This is a genomic window from Roseateles terrae (assembly GCF_014192155.1).
Taxonomy (GTDB): Bacteria; Pseudomonadota; Gammaproteobacteria; order Burkholderiales; family Burkholderiaceae_C; genus Roseateles; species Roseateles terrae.
Genome location: NZ_JACHXO010000002.1, coordinates 310,248 through 336,288 on the forward strand (window position 1 = coordinate 310,248; position 26,041 = coordinate 336,288).

The window sequence follows — 26,041 nt, forward strand, 5'->3', positions numbered from 1 at the left end:
ACGGGGCTGTCGATGGAAACTTGATGCAATCGACAGCTCGGCTCGCATCACCGACCCCGGAGCCACTCGCGCGCTGATGGCGCACCGCTCGCCCACCGCTCCCCCCACCGCTGCTCCGCCGCTGCGCCCCCGCTGCCTCACGGCGGGTGCCGCAGGCTTCAGGGAACTGCCAGGCGCCCTCCTCATCCCCCGACTTCGGTGGAAAACGAGCGGCAATCGCACAAGCAGCAGCATTCGGTGCGCTCTATCGACAGGTCGAGGGAAGTTCCCAACTGCCGCCCCCATCGGAGTTCGGTAGAACCTGCGCCACAAAAGATTGGGAGCCCCCGTGAACGTTGCAGGGCCGATGGACGGCGACACGCCAGTGGCCCTGGAGGTCCGGGCGGAGCGTTTGTCCGCGCTGCAGTCCCTGGTGCGGCTGCCGGCGGCGGTCGGGGCGTTGTTCAGCATCCTGCCGGTGGTGCTGCTGTGGCGCCATCTGGATGCGGCCGAACTGCTGTGCTGGCTCAGCGCACGCTGGGCGATTTCGGCCTGGCGGGGGCTGGAAGCGCGTCGTTACTTGAAGGGGCCCGTACGGCTGCTGGAGTTGCCGCGCTGGGAACGCCGGTATCTGTCCGCGCTGCTGCTGGACGGCCTGGCCTGGGGCATGGTGGGCGCCCTGTTCGCCACCCCCAACCTGCCGGAGATCGACGGCGCCGTCATGACCATCCTGGTGGGCCTGGCCGCCTTCACCCAGGTCACGCTGAGTTCGTGGACACGGGCGCAGGCGCTGTTTTCATCGCTGGTGCTGGCGCCGCTGATCGTGCGGCTGGTGCTGCAGGGCGGCACGGTGGGCTGGCTCAGCGCCGGTGCCCTGGTGACCTTCTGGCTGCTGATGACGCTGGAATCGCGCCGCGTGGAAGCCCGCACGCTGGAGCTGCTGCGGCTGCGCTTCGAGCAGGCCCATCTGGCCGAGCAGAGCCAGCTGGCGCTGCATGCGGCGGAAGAGACCAGCAGCAGCAAGAGCCGCTTCGTGGCGATGATGAGCCACGAGATCCGCACGCCGCTCAACGGCATCCTGGGCATGGCGCAGCTGCTGGAGACCGGGGACCTGTCCGACCAGCAGCGTCAGCAGGTGGACATCGTGCGCCGCTCGGGCCGCCATCTGCTGAGCCTGGTCAACGACATCCTGGACCTGGCCCGCATCGAATCCGGCAAGCTGGTGGTGGACGCCCATCCGGTAGACATGCGCGAAGTGGTCGGGGATGTCTGCCGGCTGCTGGGCGAGACCGCTCGCGCCAAGGGCCTTCGCTTTGACTGGCAGGTGAGCGACAGCCTGCCCCCGCGGCTGATGGGCGATGCCTCCCGCATCCAGCAGATCCTGCACAACCTGGTGGGCAATGCCATCAAGTTCACCGACCAGGGCGGTGTGAGCGTGGAGGTGTCCACCGTGCTGGACATGCGCGCCGGCACGCTGCTGCGGTGCGCGGTGCGCGATACCGGCGAAGGCATTGCCGCCGACCAGCTCGAGCGCATCTTTGCACCGTTCGAGCAGGTGGTGGCTCGCAAGGTGCGTCGGCACGACGGGACCGGACTGGGGCTGACCATCGCCCGCGAGCTGGCCCGGGCCATGGGCGGTGACCTGCGATGTGCCTCGACCCCGGGCGCAGGCTCGGTCTTCGAATTCAGCCTGCCGCTGCAGCCGTCGGTCGCCGACACGGCCGACACGGTCGCGGAGCCCGCGCCGGCGCGTCGCCTGCCTGCGCCCGCGCCGCTGCCGCAACTGGCCGGCCGGGTGCTGCTGGTGGACGACAGCATGGTCAACCTGCTGGTCGCCTCCACCATGCTGCAGCAATGCGGCCTGGAAGTGACCACGGCCGAAGACGGCCGCCAGGCGCTCGACCAGTTGCGCGGCCAGCGCTTTGATCTGGTGCTCATGGACTGCCAGATGCCGGAGATGGACGGCTTCCTCGCCACGCGCACCTGGCGGGAGGAAGAGGCCCGGCGCCGCCTGCCGCGCACGCCGGTGGTCGCGCTGACCGCCAGTGCCATCAACGACGACCGGGACCGTTGCACCCGCGCCGGCATGGACGACTTCCTGCTCAAGCCCTTCGAGATGGTGGACCTGCTGTCCCTGGTGGAGCGGCATCTGCCCAGCCACGCGCCGGCTGCGGCCGCCTCCTGACCCCGTCTTGCCCCTGCGGCGGCGCGGGCCCCGCCGCCAGCAGATAATGACGCCCCATGCAGGTGTTTCGCGGCTTTCATCATCCGGGCATCGCGCCACAGTGCGCCCTGACCATCGGCAACTTCGACGGCGTCCATCGCGGCCATCAGGCCATGCTGGCGCTGCTGCAATCGGAAGCCCGTCACCGCGGTCTGCCCACCTGCGTGCTGACCTTCGAGCCGCATCCGCGCGACTTCTTCGCCCACAAGATGGGCCGGCCCGAACTGGCGCCGGCCCGGATTGCGACGCTGCGCGACAAACTCTCGGAGCTGGAACGCTGCGGCGTGGACCAGGTGGTGGTGCTGCGCTTTGACGAATCGTTGGCCGGGCTGCCGGCCCAGGCGTTCATCCAGCAGGTGCTGGTGAACGGTCTGGGCGCGCGCTACGTGCTGGTGGGAGACGACTTCCGCTTCGGCGCCAAGCGCCAGGGCGACTACGCCACGCTGGATGCCGCCGGCCAGCGCCTGGGCTTTGATGTCGCCCGCATGATGAGCTACGAGGTGCACGGACTTCGGGTGTCCAGCTCGGCCGTGCGCGAGTCGCTGCAGCAGGGGGACCTGGAAGGCGCCGCCCGCCTGCTGGGGCGGCCGTATTCCATCTCCGGCCACGTCATCCACGGGCAGAAGCTGGGCCGGCAGCTGGCCGAATCCCGGCCCGGTGCCCAGGACGGGTTCCGGACGCTGAACCTGCGCTTTGGCCATGACAAGCCGGCCGCACACGGCATCTTTGCAGTGCGGGTGCACGGGCTGACCGCCCCCGACGACGCACCGCTGGACGGCGTGGCGTCGCTGGGCGTGCGCCCCACGGTGGAAGATGCCGGACGGGTGCTGCTGGAGGTCCATGCGCTGGACTGGCCGGCCGATCTGGCGGCCCGACTGGGACCGACCGAGGCCTACGGTAAACTCGTCCGCGTGGAACTGCTGCACAAACTGCGTGACGAAGCCCGTTTTGACGGGCTGGACGCCCTCACCGCCGCGATCTGGGAGGACGTCCGTCAGGCACGTGCGTACTTTGCCCATCAGGCCAGCACCCATGCAGCGGTGCGGCGCCAGACCACGCGCGACCGAATTTGAATCGCCCGCGTCCGCCGTGCCCCCGGCACCGCGCGGACCCTGGCTTCCTCCCCTGCTCGCGCGCCGACCGCCCCTCGGACGCGCTTCCCCGCTTCCCGGCGCCCGTGGGCGCCGCTCCTGATTGCCACGCACCTCTATGACCGACGCCGCCGACGCCTCCTCCAACGGTTCCACCGCTGCCCCGACTGCCGCTCCCACCGCTGCACCCACCGACTATCGGGCCACGCTGAACCTGCCGGACACGACCTTCCCCATGCGCGGGGACCTGCCCAAGCGTGAGCCGGGCTGGGTGAAGGAATGGGAAGACCAGGGCATCTACAAGAAGCTGCGCGACGCCCGCTGCGGCAAGCCCAAGTTCGTTTTGCATGACGGCCCGCCGTATGCCAACGGCCAGATCCACATGGGTCATGCGGTCAACAAGATCCTGAAGGACATGATCGTCAAGGCGCGTCAGCTGGAAGGCTTCGACGCGGCCTACATCCCCGGCTGGGACTGCCACGGCCTGCCGATCGAGAACCAGATCGAGAAGACCTACGGCCGCGGCCTGCCGCGCGACGAGGTGCAGGCCAAGAGCCGCGCCTATGCCGCCGAGCAGATCGACCAGCAGCGGGTGGACTTCAAGCGCCTGGGCGTGCTGGGCGACTGGGACCATCCCTACCGCACGATGGATTTCAAGAACGAAGCCGGCGAGATCCGCGTGCTCAAGCGGCTGTTCGAGCGCGGTTTTGTCTATCGCGGCCTGAAGCCGGTGTACTGGTGCTTTGACTGCGGCTCGTCGCTGGCCGAGTTCGAGATCGAATATGCCGACAAGCAGTCGCCGGCCGTGGATGTGGCCTTCCTCAGCGCCGAGCCGCTGAAGCTGGCCGCCGCCTTCGGCCTGCCGTCGCTGGACAAGGACGCCTTCACCGTCATCTGGACGACGACCCCCTGGACCATCCCGGCCAACCAGGCGTTGAACCTCAACCCTGACCTGCCCTACGCGTTGGTGAATACCGAGCGGGGTTACTTTGTGGTGGCCGAAGCGCTGGTCGAGAAGTGCCTGGCACGCTGGGGCATGGAGGGCCAGGTGGTGGCCGTGACCCCGGGCCGTTCGCTGGAGATGCTGAAGTTCAAGCATCCGCTGTCCCATGTGCATCCCGGCTTCGACCGCGAAAGCCCGGTCTATCTGGCCGACTACGCCACCGCCGACGACGGTACCGGCGTGGTGCACTCTGCGCCGGCCTACGGGGTGGACGACTTCAATTCCTGCATCGCCCACGGCATGGCGTTCAAGGACATCCTGAATCCGGTGCAGGGCAACGGCGTCTATGAAGCCGAGCTGCCGCTGTTTGGGGGCCAGCACATCTGGAAGGCCAATCCGGTCATTGCCGAAGCGCTGCAGAACGCCGGCCGTCTGATGGCCCACAGCAAGATCACCCACAGCTATCCGCACTGCTGGCGCCACAAGTCGCCGGTGATCTACCGCGCGGCCGCCCAGTGGTTCGTGCGCATGGATGAAGGCGAAGGCGTGTTCACGGTCGATAAGGCGCCCAAGACGCTGCGTCAACTGGCGCTGGATGCGATCGACGTGACCAGCTTCTATCCGGAAAACGGTCGCGCCCGCCTGCACGACATGATCGCCGGCCGGCCCGACTGGTGCATCTCGCGTCAGCGCAGCTGGGGCGTGCCGCTGCCGATCTTCCTGCACAAGGACAGCGGCCAGCCGCATCCGAAGACGCTGGAGTTCATCGAACGTGCCGCGCAGCTGGTGGAAGCGGGCGGCATCGAGGCCTGGTCGAAGCTGGATCCGGCTGAATGGCTGGGTGCCGAAGCCGAGGTCTACTCCAAGGGGCAGGACATCCTCGACGTGTGGTTCGACTCCGGCTCCACCTTCCAGCATGTGCTCAAGGGCAGCCATGCCGGTGCAGCGCATGAGACCGGTCCGGAAGCCGACCTGTACCTGGAAGGCCATGACCAGCATCGGGGCTGGTTCCATTCGTCGCTGCTGATCAGCTGCGCCCTGAACGACCGCGCGCCCTACAAGGGCCTGCTGACCCACGGCTTCACCGTGGACAGCAAGGGTCGCAAGATGAGCAAGTCGCTGGGCAATGGCGTGGATCCGCAGGAGACCAGCAAGCAGCTGGGCGCCGAGATCATCCGTCTGTGGGTGGCGGCTTCCGATTATTCGGGGGACATCGCCGGCGACAAGAAGATTCTGGACCGGGTGGTGGACGGCTATCGCCGCATCCGCAACACGCTGCGTTTCCTGCTGGCCAACGTGTCGGACTTCGACGCTGGCCGCGATGCGGTGCCGCTGGACCAGTTGCTGGAAGCCGACCGGTACGCGCTGGCCCGGGCAGCGCAGTTCCAGGAGGACCTGCTGGCCCACTACCAGCGCTACGAGTTCCATCCGGTGGTGGCCAAGCTGCAGGTGTATTGCTCGGAAGACCTGGGCGCGTTCTATCTGGACGTGCTGAAGGACCGCCTCTACACCACCGCACCGGGAAGCCTGGCGCGCCGCTCGGCGCAGACCGCGCTGTGGCACATCACGAATGCGATGCTTCGCTGGATGGCGCCCTTCCTCAGCTTCACGGCGGAGGAGGCGTGGAAGGTGTTTGCCGGCAAGCAGCCGGGCGACACCCTCTTCACCGAAACCTTCTGGCGCTTTGACGCACCGGCCACCGAGCTGATCGCCAAGTGGAACCGCATCCATGAGATCCGGGATGCGGTGAACAAGGCCATCGAAGACGTGCGCAGCACTGGCGCCATCGGCGCTTCGCTGCAGGCTGAAGTGACGCTGGGTGCGAATCCTGACGATCTGGCCCTGCTGCAGAGCCTGGGCGACGATCTGAAGTTCGTGCTGATCACCTCGGCGGCGTCGGTCGTGCCGGCGGAGGCGCTGACGGTTACGGTGACGCCTTCCACCCACCAGAAGTGCGAGCGCTGCTGGCATTACCGGGCGGATGTGGGCGTGAACCCGGCGCATCCGACGCTGTGCGGGCGTTGCGAGAGCAACCTGTATGGTGACGGGGAGACGCGTCGGGTGGCCTGAGGCCGATTGAGTCGACGTGAAAGGGGCGTGCCGGGCACGCCCCTTTTTTCATGGCGCGTTCATTGTTGCTTCCGGCCTCCAGGGCCGCAGCCAGTCGAGCCCAGCAGACGTGCCACCGGCAGCAGCGTCCCGGCTGGGCCGGTATTCACAGCCGACCCAGCCGGACCAGCCGGTGTCGGCACTGAGTTCATCGATCAACGCCAAGGCTGCGGCGGCGGGCAGCTCGCCCTGATCGGGTTCGCAACGGCTCGGGACGCCGGCGATCTGGAAGTGCCCCACCTGACCGGTGGGCAGCCAGTGCCGGATCTGTGCCAGCACGTCGCCTTCGGTGCGCTGGCAGTGGTAGAGGTCCATCTGCACCTTCAGGCGCGGCGAGCCGATGCGGGCTGCCACTGCATGCGCCTGCGCCTGTTCGGTCAGCAGGTAGCCGGGCATGTCGTGCGCATTGATGGGCTCGATCATCAGCGTCAGACCGCTGCCCTGCGTGGCCTCCAGGGCCCAGCGCAGGCGTTCTTCGTAGACGGCCCAGGCGGTGGCCAGGTGGGCACCGGGCGCGGGGCAGCCGGCGAGGATGTGCAGACGCGGGCATGCCAGCGCCTGGGCCCAGTCAGCGCCCAGCTGTATGGAAAGGCGGAAGTCCGCCTCGCGCTCCGGCAGTGAGGCCAGGCCGCGTTCGCCGGCGGCCCAGTCGCCGGAGGGGGCGTTCATAAGCACCAGATGCATCAGGGCCTCATTGAGACGGTCCTGCAGCACCCGCAGGGGCCGGTCATAGGGGAACGTGCATTCGACCGCCGTGAAGCCATCCCGCGCGGCAGCGGCGATGCGATCCAGGAACGGCAGATCGGGATACAGCCAGGAGATGTTGGCGGCGAACTGAGGCATGGCAATGAAGTCCGTTGAACGTCAACAGGAGGCGAAGGAGCCCCTCTGTGGCGCCTGGGCAGACTTCAGTTTCCAACATCTCGGGCGCCGCGCGTAGCGCGGCGAGTGAGACCGCGTCCCGGCGTGGCATCAAGCGCCCTTTCGAGGGAGATCGATCCAGGCTTTGCACAAGATCAATTCTTCGATTTGCAGCTGCAGATCGTCGTCGAACCCGTACCCCTGATGGTGCCAAGCATGTACTGACGCCTGTGCCGGCCGTGACAGCCGATGGAGACTCAGGAGCGCAGCTTGGATCTACTGACAACAATTACTTGGATTCTGACGTTGACAGTGTGCATGGCCGTCGGGGCGCTTGCGGGCTGCGTCGGCTACCGTCTGGCGCTGCGAAGCCGCGCAACCCACGTACCAGGGTTCAAAGACACTCGTCTTTGGCAACCTTCCCGTCTTGAGCACCGCTGGTTCAACAGCACCACCATCCTGGTGGATCGGCAGGGGGTGGACGTAGAGAGCATTCTCGGCGTTGCTCTGGACGACGAGCAGATCAAGCTGCTCTCCGGTGCTCCGTCCGGTTCGACTGTGACGCTCGAATATCGCGGTGCTGCGGATTGGGCTCGACATCACACGGGCACTGACCAGCCACCGCCTGGCCTTTACTTCTTCGTCAGGGGGCCCTGCCTCGTCCCTCATGGAAGCAATGTCGTCGGCTTGTACTGCGATCACCAGGGCGCGGCCGGTCTATATCTCAAGGACATCCTGCTGAGTGAAGCCATGCCGGCGGGCGCGGCGGGTCGCATGCTGATCCGGATGGCCCGCGCAGGGGCCGCTCTCGGGGTTCAAGAATTGAGGCTGCTCGCTGCGGGAGGGAGGAACTGGCCGAACTGGAACGGCACTGAACGATGGAAGGGCTACGCTGCTTGGCCGGCCTACGGTTTCAACATGCCCCTTCTGGCCGAGACCTTGGACATCATTCACCAATTCCCGCACCACCCTGCCGACCTCACCCGTTGCTACACTGTGCGCGACGTACTTGCGAAGCCGGACGGCGCCTTGTTCTGGCGTCTCGCGGGGGACGGATGGTTCATGACCTTCGATCTCTCAAGTGACAAGACCGTTTCGGTCCAGACACTGCTTGCAAAAACGCAAATGAAGGAAGCATCAGCATGCTGAGGTTCAAGACACCGATTGAGGCACTGCTCAAGCAGATACGCAAGGCGCGCGAAGCGGCTCCCTCGAGACCCTCCGGGAAGATCGTTTTCAACAGGCTCCGCATGGAAAGTGCACCGCCCTGGAATGCTGCGCCAGCCCCTGCCGAGCTTGCGGCGGTGACCGGCAGCCTCGGGCCTTTTCCCGAATTGCGAGACAAGGATCTTTGACGGTCAAAGACCGGTCAGAAGTCTCCAATAAAAACGGCGGGGAGACCCCGCCGTTGTCACGTCAGCAGCAACGCCCGGTGCCGCTGTTGAATCGCGCCTCCTGCCGCTGTCGGAAGAACTCCTCGTAGTTCAGGGGCGCCTGATCCGGATGGGTGCGCGCCATGTGCGCGAGGTAGGCGCCGTAGTCGGCCCCCACCATCTGCTGGTGCACACCGCGCGCCATGTAGCGCCCGGCTTGCAACCATTGAGCAGCGGCCTGACGAAGCATGATCAGGCGTGGCCGGTGGCCGTGGCGCCCGCGGGCAGCGGCTCGAACGGCGTTTCCTGCACCGTCGGCCGACGCTCGGCGCGTGCCTTGAAGATGGCCTTCACGCTGTAGACCAGCACGCTGACCACCACGAACATGAACACGGCGCACAGGGCGGCATCCAGCCGGTCATTGAAGATCACCCGCTCCATCGCCTCCAGGCTCTTGGCCGGTGCCAGCACCTGACCCGCAGCCAGGGAGTCCGCATACTTCTGCGCATGGGCCAGGAAGCCGACCTTCGGATCGTCACTGAAGATCTTCAGCCAGCCCGCCGTCATCGTGCAGATCAGCAGCCAGCCCGCCGGCAGGATCGTCGTCCACGCGTAACGGTCCTTCTTCATCTTGTAGAGCACCACCGTACCCAGCAGCAGCGCCACCGCCGCCAGCATCTGGTTGGCAATGCCAAACAGCGGCCACAGCGTGTTAATGCCGCCCAGCGGGTCCACCACCCCCTGATAGAGGAAGTAGCCCCAGGCCGCCACGCACAGGCCGGTGGCGATCAGGTTGGCCGGCAGCGAGTCGGTGCGCTTGAGGGCCGGCACAAAGGTGCCCAGCAGGTCCTGCAGCATGAAGCGGCCCGCACGCGTGCCGGCGTCCACGGCAGTCAGGATGAAGAGCGCCTCGAACAGGATGGCGAAGTGATACCAGAAGGCCATCATCGCCTTGCCGCCCACCACCTGATGCAGGATGTGGGCCATGCCGACAGCCAGGGTCGGGGCGCCACCGGCGCGGGCCAGAATGGTGTTCTCACCCACGTCCTTGGCGGTCTGCACCAGCATCTCGGGCGTGATCACGAAGCCCCAGGTGGAGAGCGTCGCCGCCACTGCATCCGGGGTCTTGCCCACCAGGGCTGCCGGGCTGTTCATCGCGAAATACACGCCGGGCTCGATGCAGGACGCCGCCACCAGCGCCATGACCGCCACGAACGACTCGGCCAGCATGCCGCCGTAACCGATGAAGCGGGCGTTGACCTCGTTGTCCAGCATCTTGGGCGTGGTGCCCGAGGAGATCAGCGCATGGAAGCCGGACACCGCGCCGCAGGCGATGGTGATGAAGAGGAAGGGGAACAGATTGCCCGCCCACACCGGGCCATTGCCGGCCGCAAACTTGGTGAACGCCGGCATCTGCAGCGGCGGCGCCACAACCACGATGCCGATGGCCAGCGCGATGATCGTGCCGATCTTCAGGAAGGTGGAGAGGTAGTCACGCGGGGCCAGCAGCAGCCACACCGGAATGGAGGCCGCCACGAAGCCGTAGCCGATCAGCATCCAGGTCAGGGCCTTGCCGTCGTAGGTGAACAGCGGTGCCCAGGTGGGGCTCTCATGCACCCACTGGCCGCCCATGATGGCCAGCATCAGCAGCACGAAGCCGATGATGGAGACCTCCCCGATGCGGCCGGGGCGGATGTAGCGCAGGTAGACGCCCATGAACAGCGCCACCGGAATCGTTGCTGCCACGGTGAAGGTGCCCCAGGGCGAATCGGCCAGGGCCTTCACCACGATCAAGGCCAGCACCGCCAGGATGATGATCATGATCATGAAGGCGCCGAACAGTGCAATCACGCCGGGCACCGTGCCCATCTCCTGCTTCACCAGGTCGCCCAGCGAGCGGCCGTCGCGACGGGTGGAGATGAACAGCACGATGAAGTCCTGCACCGCACCGGCGAAGATCACGCCGGCCAGGATCCACAGCAGCCCCGGCAAATAGCCCATCTGCGCGGCCAGCACCGGACCGACCAGCGGACCCGCGCCAGCGATGGCGGCGAAGTGGTGGCCGTACAGCACGTAACGATGGGTCGGCACATAGTCCAGGCCATCGTTGTATTTCCAGGCCGGGGTCTGGCGGTTGGGGTCCAGGCCCATCACCTTCGTCGCCAGGAACAGGCTGTAGTAGCGGTAGCCGATGAGGTAGACGCACAAGGCGGCCACAACGACCCAGAGGGCACTGACGGCTTCGCCGCGCGCCAGCGCCACGGTGGCCAATGCCACCGCCCCGAGAACAGCCACGCCCGCCCAGGCGAGGTGGCGACTCCAGTTGGACATGATGTCTCCTTATTGGGTGCGGCCGGACCGGCGCGCACGCTGTATGTCAGGCGGGCAGTTTCGGTGCCTGACCGGTTTGGAACATCCGTCTGTTGGACTAGTGGAACGACGTAGGACCACGTAGGGAATAACCCGGGCCACTCAATGTGAGTCGGTCGGCCCGAGTCGTCCGGGGGAAGATGCGTGGGGGCCGATCCGGTCGGGGTCAGTCGTCGCGGTGCAGCCCGCGCGCATGCTCAACGGCATAGCGGATCAGATCCGCCTGCCCGTCCAGCTCCAGCTTGCGCTTGATGTTCTGGCGATGGGTCTCCACCGTGCGCACTGACAGGTCCAGGGCCTTGGCGATCTGCTTGCTGGATTCGCCACGGCCCAGCGCGGTGAGGATCTCGCTCTCGCGCGGGGACAGCAGCGGCCTGGGCTGCTGGTTGCGAAACATCCGGCGGGACACACCCGGGCTCAGGAAGGTGCCGCCGGCAGCCACCGCATCAATGGCCGCGACGATCTCCCCCGCCGGCGCGTCCTTCAGCACATACCCGCGCGCGCCGGCCTGCAGCGCCCGCTGCACATATTCGGGGTTGTCGTACATGCTGTACATCAGCACCCGCAGGTCGTCCCGCCGCTCGAGCATCGTCTGCGCCAGCTGGATGCCGCTCTGGCCGCGCAGGCCCACATCGAGCAGGACCACCTGCGGCTGGGTGGAGACCAGCATCACCATGGCCTCCTCCGCCGACCCGGCCTCCCCCACCACCAGATACCGTGCCTCGCCCTGCAGCCGCGAGCGCACCCCTTCGCGCACCAGCGGATGGTCGTCCACCAGCAGGATGCGCACCGGGCCGGTGGCGGCCGTCGGATCGGGAACGGAGATCGGGGAAGTCATGGAACCGGATTCTCGCGCGGCAGACGCCGGATCGCAGCTGACCCCACCAGTGCTTCGAGCTGGGTGCCGTGGCCCGGGCTGGATTGAAGCTCCAGGCTGCCGCCCACTGACGCCAACCGCTCCCGCATGTTGCGCAGGCCGATGCCCTGGCCGGGATCGCCACGCTCGGCTGCGTCCGGGTCGAATCCGGCGCCGTCGTCCTGGATGCGCAGCAGCACACCGCCGGGGTCAGGCCGGTCTTCGACGTCCGGGGCAAAGTCCAGCGTCATCTCCACCCGGCGGGCAGACGCATGTTTGACCACGTTGGTCAGTGCCTCCTGCGCCACGCGGAACAGCACCGTGTTGAGCAGCTCCGGCAGCTCCCGCGCGGGCCCCACCACATGCAGGTCCACCTGCGGCGGGCCGGCTTCGTCCAGCTCCCGGGCCAGATGCTCCAGGGCGGCGGCCAGTCCCAGTGTGTCCAGCAACGCCGGCCGCAGGTGATGCGACAGCCGCCGCACTTCCACCAGGCTGTGATTGAGCCGCTCGAGCGCGCGCGGCAGCAGCGTCGTGTCGCCGCTTTGCTGCACCGATTCGATCAGCAGCTTGGTCGAGACCAGCGTCTGGCTCACACCGTCATGCAGCTCCCGGGACAGGTGGGCCCGCTCGTCTTCCTGCGAGCGCACCACCTGATGCGCCAGCGCCCGCAGCTTGGCTTCCGCCAGCCGGTGCTCGCTGAGGTTCAGGGCCAGCGCGCTGGCGCTGATCAGCGCCACACCAAAGACGGCGATGGCGGCGATCCACCACATCGTCTGGGCAATGTTGGCCTGCGCCTCCTTGTCCAGCTGGCGCAGCGTGGCCCGCATGCCGTCCAGATAGAGCCCCGTGCCCACCATCCAGTTCCAGCGGTCCATCGCCACCACGTAGCCCAGCTTGGGCGCCATGTCGCGCGAGGACGGCTTGCGCCACAGGTATTCCACATAGCCCCCGCCTGCCCGGGCCTGTCCGATCAGCTGCTGGATGGTCGGCCGGCCCAGTGGGTCCCGCAGCTCCCACAGATTGCGGCCGATCAGCTCCGGCTGGCGCGAGTGCATCAGCACGTGGCCCTGCAGGTCATAGACGAAGAAGTAGCCGTCCTCGCCATAGTCGAGGGCGGAAAGCAGGCGCAGGGCCTCGCGTTTGTCGGCGTCCACCTGATCGGGACTGCCGGCATGGGCATACAACGGCTGCAGCGTGCTGACGGCCAGCTCGACGTAATGGCGCAGTTCGTCGCGACGGGCGTCCATGTAGGTGCGCTCCATCGCGGCATGCTCCTGCGCAAGGAGCTGCCGCTCCTGCTGGCGCACCGCCACCGCGATCAGCAGCAGCGAGGCCACCAGCGGCAGGATGGCCAGCAACAGGATTTTCAGGCGGAGTCTCATGGCAGTCGCACTGTAGCGGCTGGCGGATGCCGGGCTGGCGGTACAGTTGCGGGTTTGATCCGCTGTCTGCCCCCATGGCCAAGTCCTCGTCTGCTGCCCCCTCCTCCGCCCGGTTGATCCAATGGCTGGGCCTGGCCCTGCTGATCATCATCGCGGACCAGTTCACCAAGGTGCTGATCCTCAACACCTTCCAGTACGGGGACAGCCGTTACGTCACCAGCTTCTTCAACCTGGTGCGGGCCCACAACACGGGGGCGGCCTTCAGCTTCCTGGCGGGCGCCTCGGGCTGGCAGCGCTGGTTCTTTGTCGGCCTGGGTGTGGCCGCCACCGTCTTCATCGTCTGGCTGCTGCGCCGGCACGGTCACCAGACCCTCTTCGCCACGGCCTTGAGCCTGATCCTGGGCGGGGCGGTGGGCAACGTCGTGGACCGGCTGCTGCACGGGTACGTGGTGGACTTCCTGCAGTTCCACTGGAATCAGTGGTACTACCCATCGTTCAATGTCGCCGACAGCGCGATCACCGTCGGCGCCGTGCTGCTGGTGTGGGACGAGCTGCGGCGTGTGAAACAGAACTGACAAAGAAGCTAAAAACGCGTCTGTCATATCGATACCAGACGCGACCCGAAAGCCCGACAAGGGCGATTACTACGGGCTTCCGGGCGATGGCCGCCGGTGGGAGAGGCGACGGCGACAGGCTGCATCGTGACGCTCGTCGCGTTGTTTGCCACACTCATCCACTGCGCAAGCGGCGCCGTGACGGAATAGGCATCACGCAGGATGGACAGGTGGGCCGGGGCGGCGACAATGCCTGCGACCGAATGTAACCACGCGGCTACGACCCCACCGCTCCCATGCTCGACTTCTCCTGTCTGACCCACTACGACTGGCTCGATGTGCCAATGTGGGTCTATGACCAGGAACGGCAACGCAACCTTTGGGCCAATGCCGCCGCCCTGCAATTCTGGCGCGCCGACAGCGCCGAAGAATTTCTCTCCCGCGACCTGACCGACACCAGCGCGGCCGTGGTTCAGCGCCTGGCCGTCAATGCGGCCGACCATGCGCAGAACAAGGTGGTGCGGGAGCAGTGGACCCTCTACCCCAAAGGCCAGCCCACCACCGTGATGCTGGTCTCCCGTGGCATCCGCACACCTGACAAACGGCAGGTGATGCTGTTTGCGGCCGACTCGCTGGTGAGCGGCGTGGACAAGAGCCTGCTGCGTGGTGTGGAAGCGCTGCAGCACACCTCTGTGCGGATCGCCGTGTTTTCGCTGCGCGATGGCAGCGTGCTGATGCGCAACCCGGCCGCGGCCATGTGTTTCAACGGCCTGCGCAAGACCATCGGCGCGACCGACTTCAGCGCGATGTTCCCGGACGCCGACCTGGCCAAACGGATCCTGGTGCAGGTGCGCGGCGGGCAGACCTTCGGCGCCGAGCTGGAGCTTCACACCGCCAATGGCCGTCGCTGGCATGCCGTGGACGCGCGCCCGATGCGGGACCCCGTCAGCGGTGAAGTCGTGCTGCAGCTCAATGCGCGCGACATCGGTGACTTCAAGGCCACCCAGGCCCAGCTCGAAGCAGCGCGTGAAGCGGCGGAAGCGGCCAGTCAGGCCAAGAGTTCCTTCCTGGCCAACATGAGCCATGAAATCCGCACGCCGATGAACGGCGTGCTCGGCCTGACCGAGCTGGTGCTGCAGACGGAGCTCAATGAGCGCCAGCGCAAGTTCATCGAGCTGGCCCACAGCTCGGCCAAGGGGCTGATGGTCATCATCAACGACCTGCTGGACATCGCCAAGATCGAAGCCGGCCGGGTGATCATCGACCAGGCCCCCTTCAGCCTGCACGACTGCCTGCGCGAGGCGCTGCATCCGCTGCTGCTGCAGGCGCATGAAAAGGGCCTGCAGCTGCATGCCCGCATCCAGCCGGGCGTGCCGCAGCATCTGCTCGGCGATGCGCTTCGCCTGCGGCAGATCCTGGTGAACCTGGTGGGCAATGCCCTGAAGTTCACCGAGAAGGGGGAAGTGCGGGTGGAGATCAGCCGCGCCGATGCGGCCGAAGAGAATGTGGGCGGCCCGCTGCGCCTGCGCATCGCGGTGCATGACACCGGCATCGGCATGACGCCCGAGCAGATCGCGCAGATCTTCAGCCCGTTCACCCAGGCCGACGGCAGCATCACGCGGCGCTACGGCGGCACGGGGCTGGGCCTGACCATCGTCAAGCGTCTGGTGGAGCTGATGGGCGGCGAGGTGAAGGTGGAGAGTCGCGTCGGTGCGGGCTCCTGCTTCAGCTTTGAGCTGCGCTTGGCGCAGCCCGTCGTGCTCGATCAGGTGCTGCGCACCGAGACGGTCGATGTGCCGGTGGAAGCGCAGGCCGCCGAGGATGACGCCGACAGCGACGGCATGGCCCCCACGGTGCCGGCGGCATTGGATGAATTGCCGTCCACGGCAGGTATCACGCGGATCAGCACACCGCCCTCCGAAGTGGAAGATCCGCTGTCAGCGGACACGGTGGCGGCGGACTTTGACGATCTGCCTCCGATGATCGGGCGCCAGCACACGGCCTGAGGCAAGGCGGGCCCGGGACCGCCTCGGCGGCCAGACCCGCATGGTGAAACGGCGCCGGGGTTTGTCTGATCGCGAGATGCCGCCGTGGCCCCCTCGCGGATCAGCGGATCAGCGGATCAGTGCATCGCCCGCCACCGTTCAGTCCAGCATCAAGACGCCGGCGCCCGTGGTGCTGCGGCTTTCCATCTCGCGATGCGCCCGCTGCACATCCTCCAGCGCATAGCGCTGCTCCACCGAGATCTTCACCTGGCCGCTGCTGACGACCTGGAACAGATCGTCCGCCATCGCCTGGGTGGCTTCGCGGGAGCTGAGGTGGTGGAAGATCGACGGACGGGTCAGGTACAGCCCCTTGGTCGCCAGCGCCGTGATGGGCACTGGAGGGACCTTGCCCGAGGCGTTGCCGAAGCTGACCATCAGACCGAAGGGACGCAGGCAGGCGAGTGAGCCTTCGAAGGTGCTCGCCCCCACCGAGTCGTAGACGACCTTGACACCCTCTCCGCCGGTGATCTCCTTGACCCGGTCGGCGAAGTTCTCGCGCTGGTAGTTGATGGCCACGGCCGCACCGTGGGCCAACGCCAGTTCGCACTTGGCATCACTGCCCGCAGTCGCGATCAGGCGCAGGCCGAGTGCCTTGGCCCATTGGCAGGCGATCAGCCCGACGCCCCCTGCGGCGGCATGGAACACGATCGCATCACCCGCCTGCAGACCGCCGGGCGGCAGGGTCTTGCGCAGCAGGTACTGCACCGTCAGGCCCTTGAGCATCATCGCAGCGCCCTGAGCGAAGCTCAGCCCATCAGGCAGCCGCACGACACAACGCGCCGGCATCACACGTGCCGTCGCATAGGCACCGATCGGCTGGCTGGCGTAGGCCACCCGGTCCCCGACCCGCAGATGGGTCACGCCCTCTCCCACCGCTTCCACCACGCCCGCCCCTTCCAGCCCCAGGCCGCTGGGCATCGGAATGTCGTAGACGCCGCTGCGCTGGTAGATGTCGATGAAGTTCAGTCCTGCCGCCTTCTGACGGATGCGGATCTCCCCCGGCCCCGGGTCGCCCACCTCCACCGTCTGCACCTGCATGACATCGGGACCACCGGCCTGGGTCAGACGGACTGCGCGTTCGCTCATGAATCTCTCCTCTTGGGTCAGAACTCAAACGGGAATCAAACAGGAATCAAACGGAACTCGGTAGGGAGTCAGCAGGGAACTCAGAAAGTGCCGGGGTACGAGCCGCCATCCAGCAGGATGTTCTGGCCGGTCAGATATCCCGCGTGCGCGCTGCACAACATGGCGCAGAGCGCGCCGAATTCCTCGGCGGTGCCGAAGCGTCGGGCCGGGATGCCGGCGGCGCGCTGGTCGCGGACCTGCGCCAGCGGACGGCCGGACTTCTCTGCGCCGGCGGCGAGGGTCTTCTGCAGACGTTCGGTGTCGAAGGCACCGGGCAGCAGGTTGTTGATCGTCACATTGCGGCTGGCCAGCTGCGGCTGCCGCGCCAGGCCCGCCACAAATCCGGTCAGCCCGCTGCGCGCGCCGTTGGACAGGCCCAGCACATCGATCGGTGCCTTCACCGCACCGGAAGTGATGTTGACGATGCGGCCGAAGCCGCGGTCGGCCATGCCGTCGACCGTCGCCTTGATCAGCTCGATGGGCGTCAGCATGTTGGCCTCCAGCGCCGAGAGCCATTGCTCGCGGCCCCACTGCCGGAAATCTCCCGGCGGCGGTCCTCCGGCGTTGTTGACCAGGATGTCCACCTGCGGGCAGGCCTGCAGCGCGCTGGCACGACCGACTTCCGTGGTGATGTCCCCCACGACGGCCACCACCTGCACCTTCGGATTGATCCCGCGCAGTCGGGTCGCCTGCGCCTGCAGAGCCTCTTCGCCACGCGCGGTGATCACCACATTCACGCCTTCGGCCACCAGCGCCTGGGCGCAGCCGGCCCCCAGGCCCTTCGACGCCGCACACACCAGGGCCCAGCGGCCCGTCAGTCCCAGATCCATCTTGTTCTCCTTGCAGGGAAATGTCCGTGTCAGTATCAATGAGCCGGAAAAAAATTGCGCGGCCATGGCGATGCATCTGGGCGCAGGTCGTGCAGGCCGGTCGGTCGCGAACACCGGCCGGGGGGTGTCCCCTGCCTTGTCCCATGCCGCGTGAATTCTCCACAGTGGTGACGAACACAGGTGTGGACGCTGCGAACGGACCTCATGATGATGGGTGACAAGGGTCGATCATCGCCAGACCGGCTCAGTACCGCTCAGGCGCGCGGCGCTGTCCTGGGATCCGCGTTTCGCCGCATGAGCCCCCGGCCCGTGCCTCGTCATAATGGGGCGTGTCCCCCCTCCTGCGAAGGATGGTTGTCGTGACCCTGCTCCGAAGCTCGCTGCGCAATGCCGTGATGCTGGCCCTGCTGGTTGGGCTGCTGCTGCCCACCGGGGCCGTCCTTTTGTATGAACAGCAACTCAGCCGACAGACGGTGATGGAGGACCTTCGCCGGGACCTCAGCCGGGCGACGGAGGTGCTGGCGCTCTCGCTGGCGGAGCCGATCTGGCAGGTGTCGCCCGATCTGGCCGAGCCGATGGTGAAGGCCCAGGTCGATGACCCGCGATTTGTGTCGGTGTCTGTCACCGAGACTGCAGCGCAGCAGGCCTTTGTCGAATTCCACCGCGCAGCTGGGGACCAGCACCTGACGCTCAGCGAGACCCGACCGGTGCTGCGCGACGGTCGCGAGATCGCCAAGCTGACGGTGGTGATGAGCGCCGAGCCGCTATTGGCCCGCAAGCGGCTGGAGCTGTGGAACATGCTGTGGCGCAGTCTGCTGACGCTGACCTTGTCTTTGGCGCTCATTTCCCTGGTGCTGCAGCGGCGGGTGCTGCATCCGATGGCCCGGTTGTCCCAGGCGGCGGATGAGCTGGCGGCCGGGCAGCTGGACAAGCCGCTGGAGCTGGGCGGCGAGGATGAGATCGCCCGGGTGGGCAAGGCGATGGAGCGGATGCGCCTGGCGCTGTTGAAGGCCTTCGACGATCTGCGCGGACACGCCTCGACGCTGGAGGAGCAGGTGGCGCAGCGCACCTATGAGCTGACCGAAGCCAACGCGGAGGTGACCCAGGCACTGGCCAATCTGAAGACGGCGCAGCGGGAGCTGGTGGAGTCGGAGAAGCTGGCCTCGCTGGGGCGGCTGGTGGCGGGCGTGGCGCATGAGCTGAACACGCCGCTGGGCAATGCGCTGACGGTGGTGTCTGCGCTGGAGGACCGGTGGCACAAACTGGACCGGATGTTGACCGACAACACACCGATGCGGCGCAGCCAGCTGGAAGAGCTGGTGAAGGACACACGACGGGGTCAGGACATCCTGCATCGCAATGTGCAGAAGGCGGCGGACCTGGTGCGGGACTTCAAACAGGTGGCGATTGACCAGACCAGCGACACGCGACGGGAGTTTGAACTGGGTCAGGTGGTGGAAGACGTGCTGGTGATGGTGGAGCCGAGCTTCAAGCACACCCCCTACCGGATCAGAACGGAGCTGGCGCCGGCGTTGCAGATGAGCAGCTTCCCAGGCGCATTGGGACAGGTGCTGACGAACCTGCTGATGAACACGCTGGTGCATGCCTTTGAGGGGCGGGACCATGGGGTGGTCCTGGTGCGATGCAGCCGGATCGATGACCGGGAGGTCGAGCTGCGGGTGGAGGACGACGGACGGGGCATGGATGCCTCGGTGGTGCGGCGGATCTTCGACCCGTTCTTCACGACGAAGCTGGGCAAGGGCGGATCGGGGCTGGGGATGCACATCGTGCACAACATCGTGACGAATGTGCTGGGCGGGCAGATTGAGGTGGTGAGCACGCCGGGGGAAGGTACGCGGATGATGATCCGGCTGCCGGTGCAGGCGCCGCTGCGGGCGCAGGGGGATGAATGACGCAATGGGGCCAGAGGCCCCATTTTTGTTGGTGAACCGGAGGCCGGCGCTTATTGCGAGGCGCCCGAGGATGCCGGCAGCGCAGCTGACGCCGCATTCATGGCGGCGGTGGCGGCTTCGGACGCGGAGGTGCTCAAGGGTGCGGCGCTGGCGGCACTGTCTGCATGGCCGCCGGTGACGTCATGCTTCTCCCCCGTCATGTCGATGTTGCCGCCACTGCGCATCAACACGAACAGGGCCAGAGCGGCAAAGACGATGAAGCCAAGGACGAGTTTCCACATGGGTCTGAGTCTCCTAAAGGGGATAGAGGGTGTGGGTGCATTCTTGGGGGCTTGGCTGACACGAGGCTGAGGGGCTGCGGCCAGGCACTGGCCCCGCCGCGGATTGAAAACCATCCGGAACTGAAGGCGACTCCAAAAAAAACGGCCCCGAAGGGCCGTTGTGTCGATCAGCGAAGAACGGTGTGCGTTCAGTCGCGGGCGTAGATGTCCACGTCCTTGGTCTCACGGACAAACAGCAGGCCGATCACCAAGGTGACGGCGGCGATGCCGATCGGATACCAGAGGCCGTGATAGATGTTGCCGTTCTGCGCCACCATCGCGAAGCTGATCGACGGCAGCAGGCCACCGAACCAGCCATTGCCGATGTGATACGGCAGGCTCATCGAGGTGTAGCGGATGCGCGTGGGGAACAGTTCCACCAGCATCGCGGCGATCGGTCCGTAGACCATCGTCACATACAGCACCAGCAGCGTCAGGATGGCCACCGTCAGCGCGGTGTTGACCTTGGCCGGGTCGGCCTTGGTCGGGTAGCCCGCCGCCTTCATCGCATCGCCCAGGTCCTTCTTGAACGCGGCAATCTTCTTGGCGCTGTCCTCGTCGAACTTGTGGCCGCCCGCGGTCAGCGTGGCGGTCGGCACGTCGATGACGCGGTCCCCCACCTTCACCTGACCCGCACCAGCCGCGCCGGACACGGTCTCATAGTTGGCCGCGGCCTGGGCCAGCGCACGCTTGGCGATGTCGCAGGGCGTGGTGAAGTCCACGTCACGCGCCACCGGGCTGCCCTGGAAGGAGCACTGGTTCAGGTCGGTGCTCAGCGTGATCTGAGCCGTCGCCTGAGCACGGGCCAGATCCGGGTTGGCCGCGTGGGTCAGCGCCTTGAACAGCGGGAAGTAGGTCAGGATGGCCAGCAGCAGGCCCGCCATGATGATGGGCTTGCGACCGATCTTGTCCGACAGGGTGCCGAAGATGACGAAGAAGGGCGTCCCGATCAGCAGCGCCACCGCCACCATGATGTTGGCCGACGCGGCATCCACCTTCAGCACGCTGGTCATGAAGAACAGCGCGTAGAACTGACCCGTGTACCAGACCACGCCCTGACCGGCCACCAGACCGAACAGGGCCAGCAGGACGATCTTCAGGTTCTTCCACTGACCGAAGGATTCGGACAGCGGCGCCTTGGACGTCTTGCCCTCGGACTTCATCTTCTGGAAGGCCGGCGATTCATTCATCGACAGGCGGATCCAGACGCTGATGCCCAGCAGCAGGATGGACACAACGAACGGCACGCGCCAGCCCCAGGCGGCAAACGTCGCCTCGCCCAGGATCGTGCGGGTGGACAGAATGACGATCAGCGACAGGAACAGACCCAGCGTGGCCGTGGTCTGAATCCAGGAGGTGTACGCCCCGCGCTTGCCGTGCGGCGCATGTTCCGCCACATAGGTGGCTGCACCGCCGTATTCGCCGCCCAGTGCCAGGCCTTGCAGCAGGCGCAGGCCGACCAGGATGACCGCAGCGGCCGGGCCGATGGTGTCATAGGTCGGCAGCACGCCCACGATGAAGGTGGACAGGCCCATGATCAGGATCGTCACCAGGAAGGTGTACTTGCGGCCGATCATGTCGCCGAGCCGGCCGAACACCAGCGCGCCGAAAGGACGCACGATGAAACCGGCGGCAAAGGCCATCAGCGACGCAATGAACTGCGCCGTGGGGTCCAGCCCCGTGAAGAACTGCTTGCCGATGATGGCGGCCAGGGATCCGTAGAGATAGAAGTCGTACCACTCGAATACCGTGCCCAGCGACGAGGCGAAGATGACTTTCTTCTCCTCCGCGGTCATCGGCGCGCTGGTGCTGACTGCACTTGCAGTTGCCATGGGGTTGTCTCCTCGTTGTCACCAAGAATCTCCGACCGGAGTTCTTGGGAAGCAACTATCAGGCGCCCCTCTGACCTCTGTCTGACGCGATGCTTTCCGCTGGCTGACAAAACCGGGGCCAACCCTGAGCCCTCATTTCTTCATGCGGAATATGACGGCCCTGTGCAGTGCAGCAGAGGGTATGTCCTAGCCTGGGCTTGTCAGCGCTGCAGGCCGGAGCGCACCTGCGCTGCGTCGGCCCAGTCCGGCCCTTGGAACCAGGGCTCGCCATCCAGGCAAGCGAGCAGCATGTCGAGGCTGTCCAGGCCCCAGAAGAGGCGGTCCCCCACCCCGAAGGTGGGCACCCCGAACACACCGCGCGCCACGGCCGCATCGGTGGCGTCGCGCAGCGCTGTCTTGACCGCTTCACCGGCCGGGTCCTGCGATGGCGCCAAGGCTTGCGTCAATGACGTCAGGCGGGCCGGGTCGGTGGCTTCCGCTCCGCCCTGCCAGACATGGCGGAACACCGTCTCCACCGCGTAGCGGGACGGCGTCTGCCCCGGCTCGGCGGACGCCCACAGGAGTCGCAGCAGCGGCAAGGGATTGAAAGGATGCGTCTTGGGCACCGTCAGCGGGATGTTCAGGTGATGGCCCAGCCAGAGCGCCTGCCGGTAGACCCAGTCGCGCTTGTGCAGGATCTCCGCCGGGCCCTTGTTGTCATGCGCCTTCAGCAGCCCCCCGAGAAACACCGGCACATGGCGCACCGCCACGCTTCGCCCAACCAGCACCTGCGGCAGCCGTTCGAAGGCCAGCGCCGCATAGGGGGAGATCGGGTCAAAATAAAAGTCGATCGAGGTCACGGCAGCACTCCATGCGATTGAAGCAGTGTCCGGCGCTCCGGCAGCAGCGTCAGGATGCGGATGCGTTCGGTATCGGCCGCCTGGCTCCAGCCGGCGATTTCGGTGATCGTGCGGGCGCAGCCCTCGCACAGCCCGGTGGCCTCATGCATGCGGCAGATGTTGATGCAGGGCGAGGCGACCCGTCCCTCCGGCGTGCGGGGGATGTCCACAGGCGCGATGCTCATGACTGCATCACCTCGATCACCGGCGCGCCGGTCAGGGTCACGAGTTGCTGCGGCGTCATCTGGAACACCCCATTGGGGTGACCGGCCGCAGCCCAGATGAGGTCGAAGCGGAACAGGCTGTCGTCGATGAAAAGGCGCGGACCTGCGCCACCGTCGGCGGGTGCGAAGCCCAGCGGTGACACGCCACCGATGGAGAAGCCGGTACGGGACTTCACAAAGTCGGCATCGGCGCGACCGAGCGGGCCGGTGTGCACCTGGAGTTTGCGTTCATCCACGCGGCGGTCGCCCGCGGCGATGACCAGCACGGCCGAGTCATCCGCCTTGGAACGGAACACCACGCTCTTGGCGATCTGGCCCAGGGACACACCAAGCGCGTCCGCAGCTTCCTGGGCGCTCCGCGCGGAGGTGGTCAGCCAGAGCGGCTCGTGGGCATGGTGCAGACCGCGCAGGGCGGCACGCACCCGGTCGAAGCCTTCTGACCGGGGTTCAACAGCAGCAGGAGACGGCGCATTCATGAGCGGCATTGTGCCGTGTCGTGGCGGCCAACGCTGCGGGACACCCCGGTGTCACGCAGGCGTCACCGGCTCAGGGCTTCCCTCGATCGAGGCGCCCCGCCCCTGCGGTATCGTGACCTGCATGAGCGAAGTCATCAGTCCCTTTGAACCGGAATTCACGCACAAACTGTGTGAGATCTTCGAGCAGTTCATCACCTTCAATCAGGTGCTTGGCCTGCAAGTCGACGCGTTGACCGAGGCCACCGCCCACGCCCACTTGCGGATGCGGCCCGAGCTGATCGGCCACTATGCGCATCAGCGCATGCATGGCGGCGTCATCAGCGCCACGCTGGATGCCCTGGGCGGGCTGGCCGCGATGGCCGCCATTTGTGCGCGGCATCGGGACGAAGCGCCCGACAAGCGTCTGGAGCGCTTCGGCAAGCTGGGCACGATCGATTTGCGGGTGGACTATTTGCGGCCAGCCATCGGAGAGCTGTTCCGCGCGGAAGCGGAAATCCTGCGGCTGGGAAGCCGGGTGGCCAACATCCGGATGGCCTTCACGGATGCGGAGGGACGCCTGCTGGCCACGGGAGCGGCGGCGTACATCGTGTCCTGACATGGATGCTTGCACGGGCCGGCCCCGCGGCGGCGGCCCGGCCGCGTCGGGATGGCCATCAGCGATGGTCGTCTTTTTGCGTCGTCGATGAAGCTGGCACGGTTTCCTCACGCGCGGCCTCCTTGGCCGCCGCGATGCGATAGACACATCGCCGCGCGCCGGCCAGCAGATGCTCGGATCGCTCCACCGTCACGCCCGGGCCGAGGCTGCGCCGGAACACCGCCAGTTCCGCTCGGCAAAAGCCCTGACAGCTCGTCGCGGCTGCGCAGATGGGGCAATGATCCTCCACCAGCAGCCAGTCGCGGCCCGACCGTTCGGCGCGGGCCATGTAGCCTTCTTCCGATCGGAGTCGCGCCAGTTCCCTCACCCGCTCTGCCAGGCTTTGCGCCCGCGAGAGCGCCGCGGCGTACCGGCGCTCGCTGTCCTGCTCGCGCGCGGTGATCAGCTGGTCCAGGCCCGCATCACCAAAGAGCTGACGGGCATTCTGGATCAGCTGCAGCGTGAGGTCGGCATGCCGGTCCGGAAAGCGCGCGTGGCCAGCGCCGGTGAGTGCCCAGAGCTTGCGCGGTCGCCCCACGCGTGCGGTCTCGCCGGCTTCCCGCGTGTCCTCCCGCGTGGTGACGAGGCCCATGCCCTCCAATCTCGCCAGCAGTTTGTGCGCCCCCATCGGCGTGATGGCCAGCGCGGCTGCCAGTGTGGCAGCCGCCTGTGGACCGCGGCTCTTCAACTCGAAGAGCAGGCGGTCATCATTGGTGGTGGGAGCGTCAGTGACCATGGTGGCTCGGGGGCGGCGTGGAATGCACACGGGCGAATCGAATGAACCCGATCGCCGCCCCCAGGCAGGTGCATCCGCCCAGCAGCATGATCCAGCGCGCCGACCACATGCCCAGTCCGCCGCCGATCAGCGCAATGATCGTGTTGGACAAACAGAACACCGTCGTCAGCAGCCCCATCACGCGGCCCTGCCCATACGAGGCAAAGCGTTCGGACATCCATGCGGGCATCAGCGCGTTGTAGAACGACAGCGGCACCCCCAGCAGCGGGATGATGGCCAGACCCATCCATGACGGTGCGAGACTCAGCGCCAGCAGTCCGACGGCCGCCACCACCGCAAATCGTGCGGCGCGTCGCAGCGGCGTCGGCCCGGAGCCGATGCGCGCCGCAAGCATGCTGGCCGCCGTCATCGCCGCGCACTGGATGGCCGTCACCAGCGCAATGCCGCGACTGTCCAGTCCCGCCTGCTGCACCATCCACAAAGGCGCGAATTCGTACAGCGCATTCACACCCAAGGTGTACGCCATCTGCAAGGCCGCAAGGTGACGCAGTACCGGGTCTGACAACAATCCCAGCGACTGCTGCTGCCGCATGGCGGCCAGCATCGGCAGGCGATCGGCGGTGGCGGCAGCTCGCTGCGGGCGGTCGTCGGGCAGACCCGTCAGCAGCAGCACGAGGCAAGGTATCAGAATGCCGGCCGACACGATGAACGGCACCGACTCGCCCAGCGGCAGCGTCAGTCCTCCCAGCAGCGGGCCCACCAGCCAGCCGATGTACAAGCTGGCATTGAGCCAGGCGAAGCTGCGGGTGCGGTCCAGTTGCGGATGCCAGTCGGCCAGCAGCGCCCGCACCACCGCCACATTGCCCTCGGTCAGGCCGGTGACGAATCGCGAGAGCACGAACAGCGGGTAGTTGCGTTCCGCCAGCGCGAGAGCGCTGAGGCCGTAGCTGATGAGCGTGGCGGTCAGGGTGATGCTGAGCACCCGACGTCGCCCGTAGCGGTCAGACATCGGTCCGACGAACAGGCTCCCCACCAGAATGCCGGCTGGATTGACTGCGAGCGCGAGCCCCATCAGCAGCGCAGGGGCCAGTCCGGCGAAATGGGTGAAGCTGTCCACCGGACCGCTGACAAAGATCGGCGCCAGGATGGGATACGGCAGGGCCACGCCGGCCGTGCTCATCAGGCACAAGGCACAGACGGCCCACAGCAGCAACTGCGGATGACGGAGCGGTGCGGGGGCCGACGCGGTCGCATCGGCGGACGAGGAGGAAGCATTCAGCACGGCA

23 protein-coding genes are annotated in these 26,041 nt (G+C 66.7%); 9 read left to right on the plus strand and 14 right to left on the minus strand.

Going from position 1 to position 26,041, the window contains the following annotated elements; genetic code table 11:
- The first annotated feature begins 328 nt into the window (after positions 1-328).
- From FHS28_RS24105 to ileS, 3 genes are all read left to right on the plus strand, one after another.
- On the plus strand, positions 329-2,164 hold the full coding sequence (locus FHS28_RS24105; RefSeq protein WP_184294369.1) for an ATP-binding protein: 1,836 nt from the start codon (positions 329-331) through the stop codon (positions 2,162-2,164).
- A gap of 56 nt (positions 2,165-2,220) precedes the next feature.
- The gene (locus FHS28_RS07795; protein ID WP_088450076.1) at positions 2,221-3,276 is read left to right on the plus strand and encodes a bifunctional riboflavin kinase/FAD synthetase; all 1,056 of its coding nucleotides are present in this window, start codon (positions 2,221-2,223) and stop codon (positions 3,274-3,276) included.
- A gap of 253 nt (positions 3,277-3,529) precedes the next feature.
- On the plus strand, positions 3,530-6,307 hold the full coding sequence (gene ileS, locus FHS28_RS07800) for an isoleucine--tRNA ligase (protein ID WP_246409814.1): 2,778 nt from the start codon (positions 3,530-3,532) through the stop codon (positions 6,305-6,307).
- 48 nt (positions 6,308-6,355) lie between these two features.
- Here ileS and FHS28_RS07805 read toward each other — a convergent pair whose 3' ends face one another.
- A complete protein-coding gene (locus FHS28_RS07805) occupies positions 6,356-7,189 on the minus strand; it encodes a hydroxypyruvate isomerase family protein (protein ID WP_088450080.1) in 834 nt (277 codons plus the stop codon).
- A 288-nt stretch (positions 7,190-7,477) separates the two neighbouring features.
- Here FHS28_RS07805 and FHS28_RS07810 point away from each other — a divergent pair, with 288 nt between their 5' ends.
- A complete protein-coding gene (locus FHS28_RS07810; protein WP_184294371.1) occupies positions 7,478-8,356 on the plus strand; it encodes a hypothetical protein in 879 nt (292 codons plus the stop codon).
- Positions 8,350-8,562: a hypothetical protein gene (locus FHS28_RS07815; RefSeq protein WP_088450084.1), complete on the plus strand. Its 213-nt coding sequence runs from the start codon at positions 8,350-8,352 to the stop codon at positions 8,560-8,562. Before FHS28_RS07810 ends, FHS28_RS07815 begins: the two co-directional genes overlap by 7 nt.
- Positions 8,563-8,623: 61 nt before the next feature.
- On the opposite strand, the gene FHS28_RS07820 is transcribed toward FHS28_RS07815, so the two are convergent.
- The 4 genes from FHS28_RS07820 to FHS28_RS07835 all read right to left on the minus strand — a co-directional run bounded on the left by FHS28_RS07820 (position 8,624) and on the right by FHS28_RS07835 (position 13,188).
- Positions 8,624-8,830 (minus strand): YbdD/YjiX family protein, encoded by a 207-nt coding sequence (locus tag FHS28_RS07820; RefSeq protein WP_088450086.1) that lies wholly within the window; start codon positions 8,828-8,830, stop codon positions 8,624-8,626.
- A 2-nt stretch (positions 8,831-8,832) separates the two neighbouring features.
- Positions 8,833-10,911: a carbon starvation CstA family protein gene (locus FHS28_RS07825; RefSeq protein ID WP_088450088.1), complete on the minus strand. Its 2,079-nt coding sequence runs from the start codon at positions 10,909-10,911 to the stop codon at positions 8,833-8,835.
- Between the two features lie 205 nt (positions 10,912-11,116).
- Entirely contained in the window at positions 11,117-11,788 is a 672-nt protein-coding gene (locus tag FHS28_RS07830; protein WP_088450090.1) for a response regulator transcription factor, read from the minus strand.
- Positions 11,785-13,188, minus strand: coding sequence for a cache domain-containing protein (locus FHS28_RS07835; RefSeq protein ID WP_088450092.1), 1,404 nt, complete (start codon positions 13,186-13,188; stop codon positions 11,785-11,787). Before FHS28_RS07835 ends, FHS28_RS07830 begins: the two co-directional genes overlap by 4 nt.
- Positions 13,189-13,262: 74 nt before the next feature.
- Between FHS28_RS07835 and lspA the strand changes: the two genes are divergently transcribed.
- Positions 13,263-13,763: a signal peptidase II gene (lspA, locus tag FHS28_RS07840; RefSeq protein ID WP_088450094.1), complete on the plus strand. Its 501-nt coding sequence runs from the start codon at positions 13,263-13,265 to the stop codon at positions 13,761-13,763.
- Positions 13,764-14,038: 275 nt separating this feature from the next.
- Positions 14,039-15,748, plus strand: coding sequence for a hybrid sensor histidine kinase/response regulator (locus tag FHS28_RS07845; protein ID WP_088450096.1), 1,710 nt, complete (start codon positions 14,039-14,041; stop codon positions 15,746-15,748).
- A gap of 138 nt (positions 15,749-15,886) precedes the next feature.
- Here FHS28_RS07845 and FHS28_RS07850 read toward each other — a convergent pair whose 3' ends face one another.
- Together FHS28_RS07850 and FHS28_RS07855 are read right to left on the minus strand one after the other, a co-directional pair.
- The gene (locus FHS28_RS07850; protein ID WP_088450098.1) at positions 15,887-16,873 is read right to left on the minus strand and encodes a quinone oxidoreductase family protein; all 987 of its coding nucleotides are present in this window, start codon (positions 16,871-16,873) and stop codon (positions 15,887-15,889) included.
- Between the two features lie 80 nt (positions 16,874-16,953).
- Positions 16,954-17,742, minus strand: coding sequence for an SDR family oxidoreductase (locus FHS28_RS07855; RefSeq protein ID WP_088450100.1), 789 nt, complete (start codon positions 17,740-17,742; stop codon positions 16,954-16,956).
- Between the two features lie 359 nt (positions 17,743-18,101).
- Between FHS28_RS07855 and FHS28_RS07860 the strand changes: the two genes are divergently transcribed.
- Positions 18,102-19,655, plus strand: coding sequence for a sensor histidine kinase (locus FHS28_RS07860; RefSeq protein ID WP_184294373.1), 1,554 nt, complete (start codon positions 18,102-18,104; stop codon positions 19,653-19,655).
- Positions 19,656-19,705: 50 nt separating this feature from the next.
- Here FHS28_RS07860 and FHS28_RS07865 read toward each other — a convergent pair whose 3' ends face one another.
- From FHS28_RS07865 to FHS28_RS07885, 5 genes are all read right to left on the minus strand, one after another.
- Positions 19,706-19,936, minus strand: a complete 231-nt coding sequence (locus FHS28_RS07865) for a hypothetical protein (protein WP_088450104.1) — start codon at positions 19,934-19,936, stop codon at positions 19,706-19,708.
- A gap of 188 nt (positions 19,937-20,124) precedes the next feature.
- A complete protein-coding gene (locus tag FHS28_RS07870; protein WP_221193813.1) occupies positions 20,125-21,807 on the minus strand; it encodes an MFS transporter in 1,683 nt (560 codons plus the stop codon).
- Positions 21,808-22,007: 200 nt separating this feature from the next.
- A complete protein-coding gene (locus FHS28_RS07875) occupies positions 22,008-22,646 on the minus strand; it encodes a 2-hydroxychromene-2-carboxylate isomerase (RefSeq protein ID WP_088450108.1) in 639 nt (212 codons plus the stop codon).
- Complete coding sequence (locus tag FHS28_RS07880; protein ID WP_088450110.1) at positions 22,643-22,870, minus strand: DUF1289 domain-containing protein; 228 nt, start codon at positions 22,868-22,870, stop codon at positions 22,643-22,645. Before FHS28_RS07880 ends, FHS28_RS07875 begins: the two co-directional genes overlap by 4 nt.
- A complete protein-coding gene (locus FHS28_RS07885; RefSeq protein ID WP_088450659.1) occupies positions 22,867-23,385 on the minus strand; it encodes a YbaK/EbsC family protein in 519 nt (172 codons plus the stop codon). Before FHS28_RS07885 ends, FHS28_RS07880 begins: the two co-directional genes overlap by 4 nt.
- 121 nt (positions 23,386-23,506) lie before the next feature.
- On the opposite strand from FHS28_RS07885, the gene FHS28_RS07890 reads away from it, so the two are divergent.
- On the plus strand, positions 23,507-23,980 hold the full coding sequence (locus FHS28_RS07890) for a thioesterase family protein (protein WP_088450112.1): 474 nt from the start codon (positions 23,507-23,509) through the stop codon (positions 23,978-23,980).
- Between the two features lie 58 nt (positions 23,981-24,038).
- Here FHS28_RS07890 and FHS28_RS07895 read toward each other — a convergent pair whose 3' ends face one another.
- Both FHS28_RS07895 and FHS28_RS07900 read right to left on the minus strand, forming a co-directional pair.
- On the minus strand, positions 24,039-24,755 hold the full coding sequence (locus FHS28_RS07895) for a helix-turn-helix transcriptional regulator (RefSeq protein ID WP_184294375.1): 717 nt from the start codon (positions 24,753-24,755) through the stop codon (positions 24,039-24,041).
- Positions 24,745-26,037 (minus strand): MFS transporter, encoded by a 1,293-nt coding sequence (locus FHS28_RS07900; RefSeq protein WP_221193815.1) that lies wholly within the window; start codon positions 26,035-26,037, stop codon positions 24,745-24,747. The genes FHS28_RS07895 and FHS28_RS07900 overlap by 11 nt, the downstream gene beginning before the upstream one ends.
- Positions 26,038-26,041: the final 4 nt, after the last annotated feature.

Coding starts and splice junctions, on each gene's coding strand:
- FHS28_RS07795 (WP_088450076.1), top strand. CDS start 2,221: ATGCAGGTGTTTCGCGGCTTTCATCATCCGGGCATCGCGCCACAGTGC.
- ileS (WP_246409814.1), top strand. CDS start 3,530: ATGCGCGGGGACCTGCCCAAGCGTGAGCCGGGCTGGGTGAAGGAATGG.
- FHS28_RS07805 (WP_088450080.1), bottom strand. CDS start 7,189: ATGCCTCAGTTCGCCGCCAACATCTCCTGGCTGTATCCCGATCTGCCG.
- FHS28_RS07815 (WP_088450084.1), top strand. CDS start 8,350: ATGCTGAGGTTCAAGACACCGATTGAGGCACTGCTCAAGCAGATACGC.
- FHS28_RS07820 (WP_088450086.1), bottom strand. CDS start 8,830: ATGCTTCGTCAGGCCGCTGCTCAATGGTTGCAAGCCGGGCGCTACATG.
- FHS28_RS07825 (WP_088450088.1), bottom strand. CDS start 10,911: ATGTCCAACTGGAGTCGCCACCTCGCCTGGGCGGGCGTGGCTGTTCTC.
- FHS28_RS07830 (WP_088450090.1), bottom strand. CDS start 11,788: ATGACTTCCCCGATCTCCGTTCCCGATCCGACGGCCGCCACCGGCCCG.
- FHS28_RS07835 (WP_088450092.1), bottom strand. CDS start 13,188: ATGAGACTCCGCCTGAAAATCCTGTTGCTGGCCATCCTGCCGCTGGTG.
- lspA (WP_088450094.1), top strand. CDS start 13,263: ATGGCCAAGTCCTCGTCTGCTGCCCCCTCCTCCGCCCGGTTGATCCAA.
- FHS28_RS07845 (WP_088450096.1), top strand. CDS start 14,039: ATGCTCGACTTCTCCTGTCTGACCCACTACGACTGGCTCGATGTGCCA.
- FHS28_RS07850 (WP_088450098.1), bottom strand. CDS start 16,873: ATGAGCGAACGCGCAGTCCGTCTGACCCAGGCCGGTGGTCCCGATGTC.
- FHS28_RS07855 (WP_088450100.1), bottom strand. CDS start 17,742: ATGGATCTGGGACTGACGGGCCGCTGGGCCCTGGTGTGTGCGGCGTCG.
- FHS28_RS07865 (WP_088450104.1), bottom strand. CDS start 19,936: ATGTGGAAACTCGTCCTTGGCTTCATCGTCTTTGCCGCTCTGGCCCTG.
- FHS28_RS07870 (WP_221193813.1), bottom strand. CDS start 21,807: ATGGCAACTGCAAGTGCAGTCAGCACCAGCGCGCCGATGACCGCGGAG.
- FHS28_RS07880 (WP_088450110.1), bottom strand. CDS start 22,870: ATGAGCATCGCGCCTGTGGACATCCCCCGCACGCCGGAGGGACGGGTC.
- FHS28_RS07885 (WP_088450659.1), bottom strand. CDS start 23,385: ATGAATGCGCCGTCTCCTGCTGCTGTTGAACCCCGGTCAGAAGGCTTC.
- FHS28_RS07890 (WP_088450112.1), top strand. CDS start 23,507: ATGAGCGAAGTCATCAGTCCCTTTGAACCGGAATTCACGCACAAACTG.
- FHS28_RS07895 (WP_184294375.1), bottom strand. CDS start 24,755: ATGGTCACTGACGCTCCCACCACCAATGATGACCGCCTGCTCTTCGAG.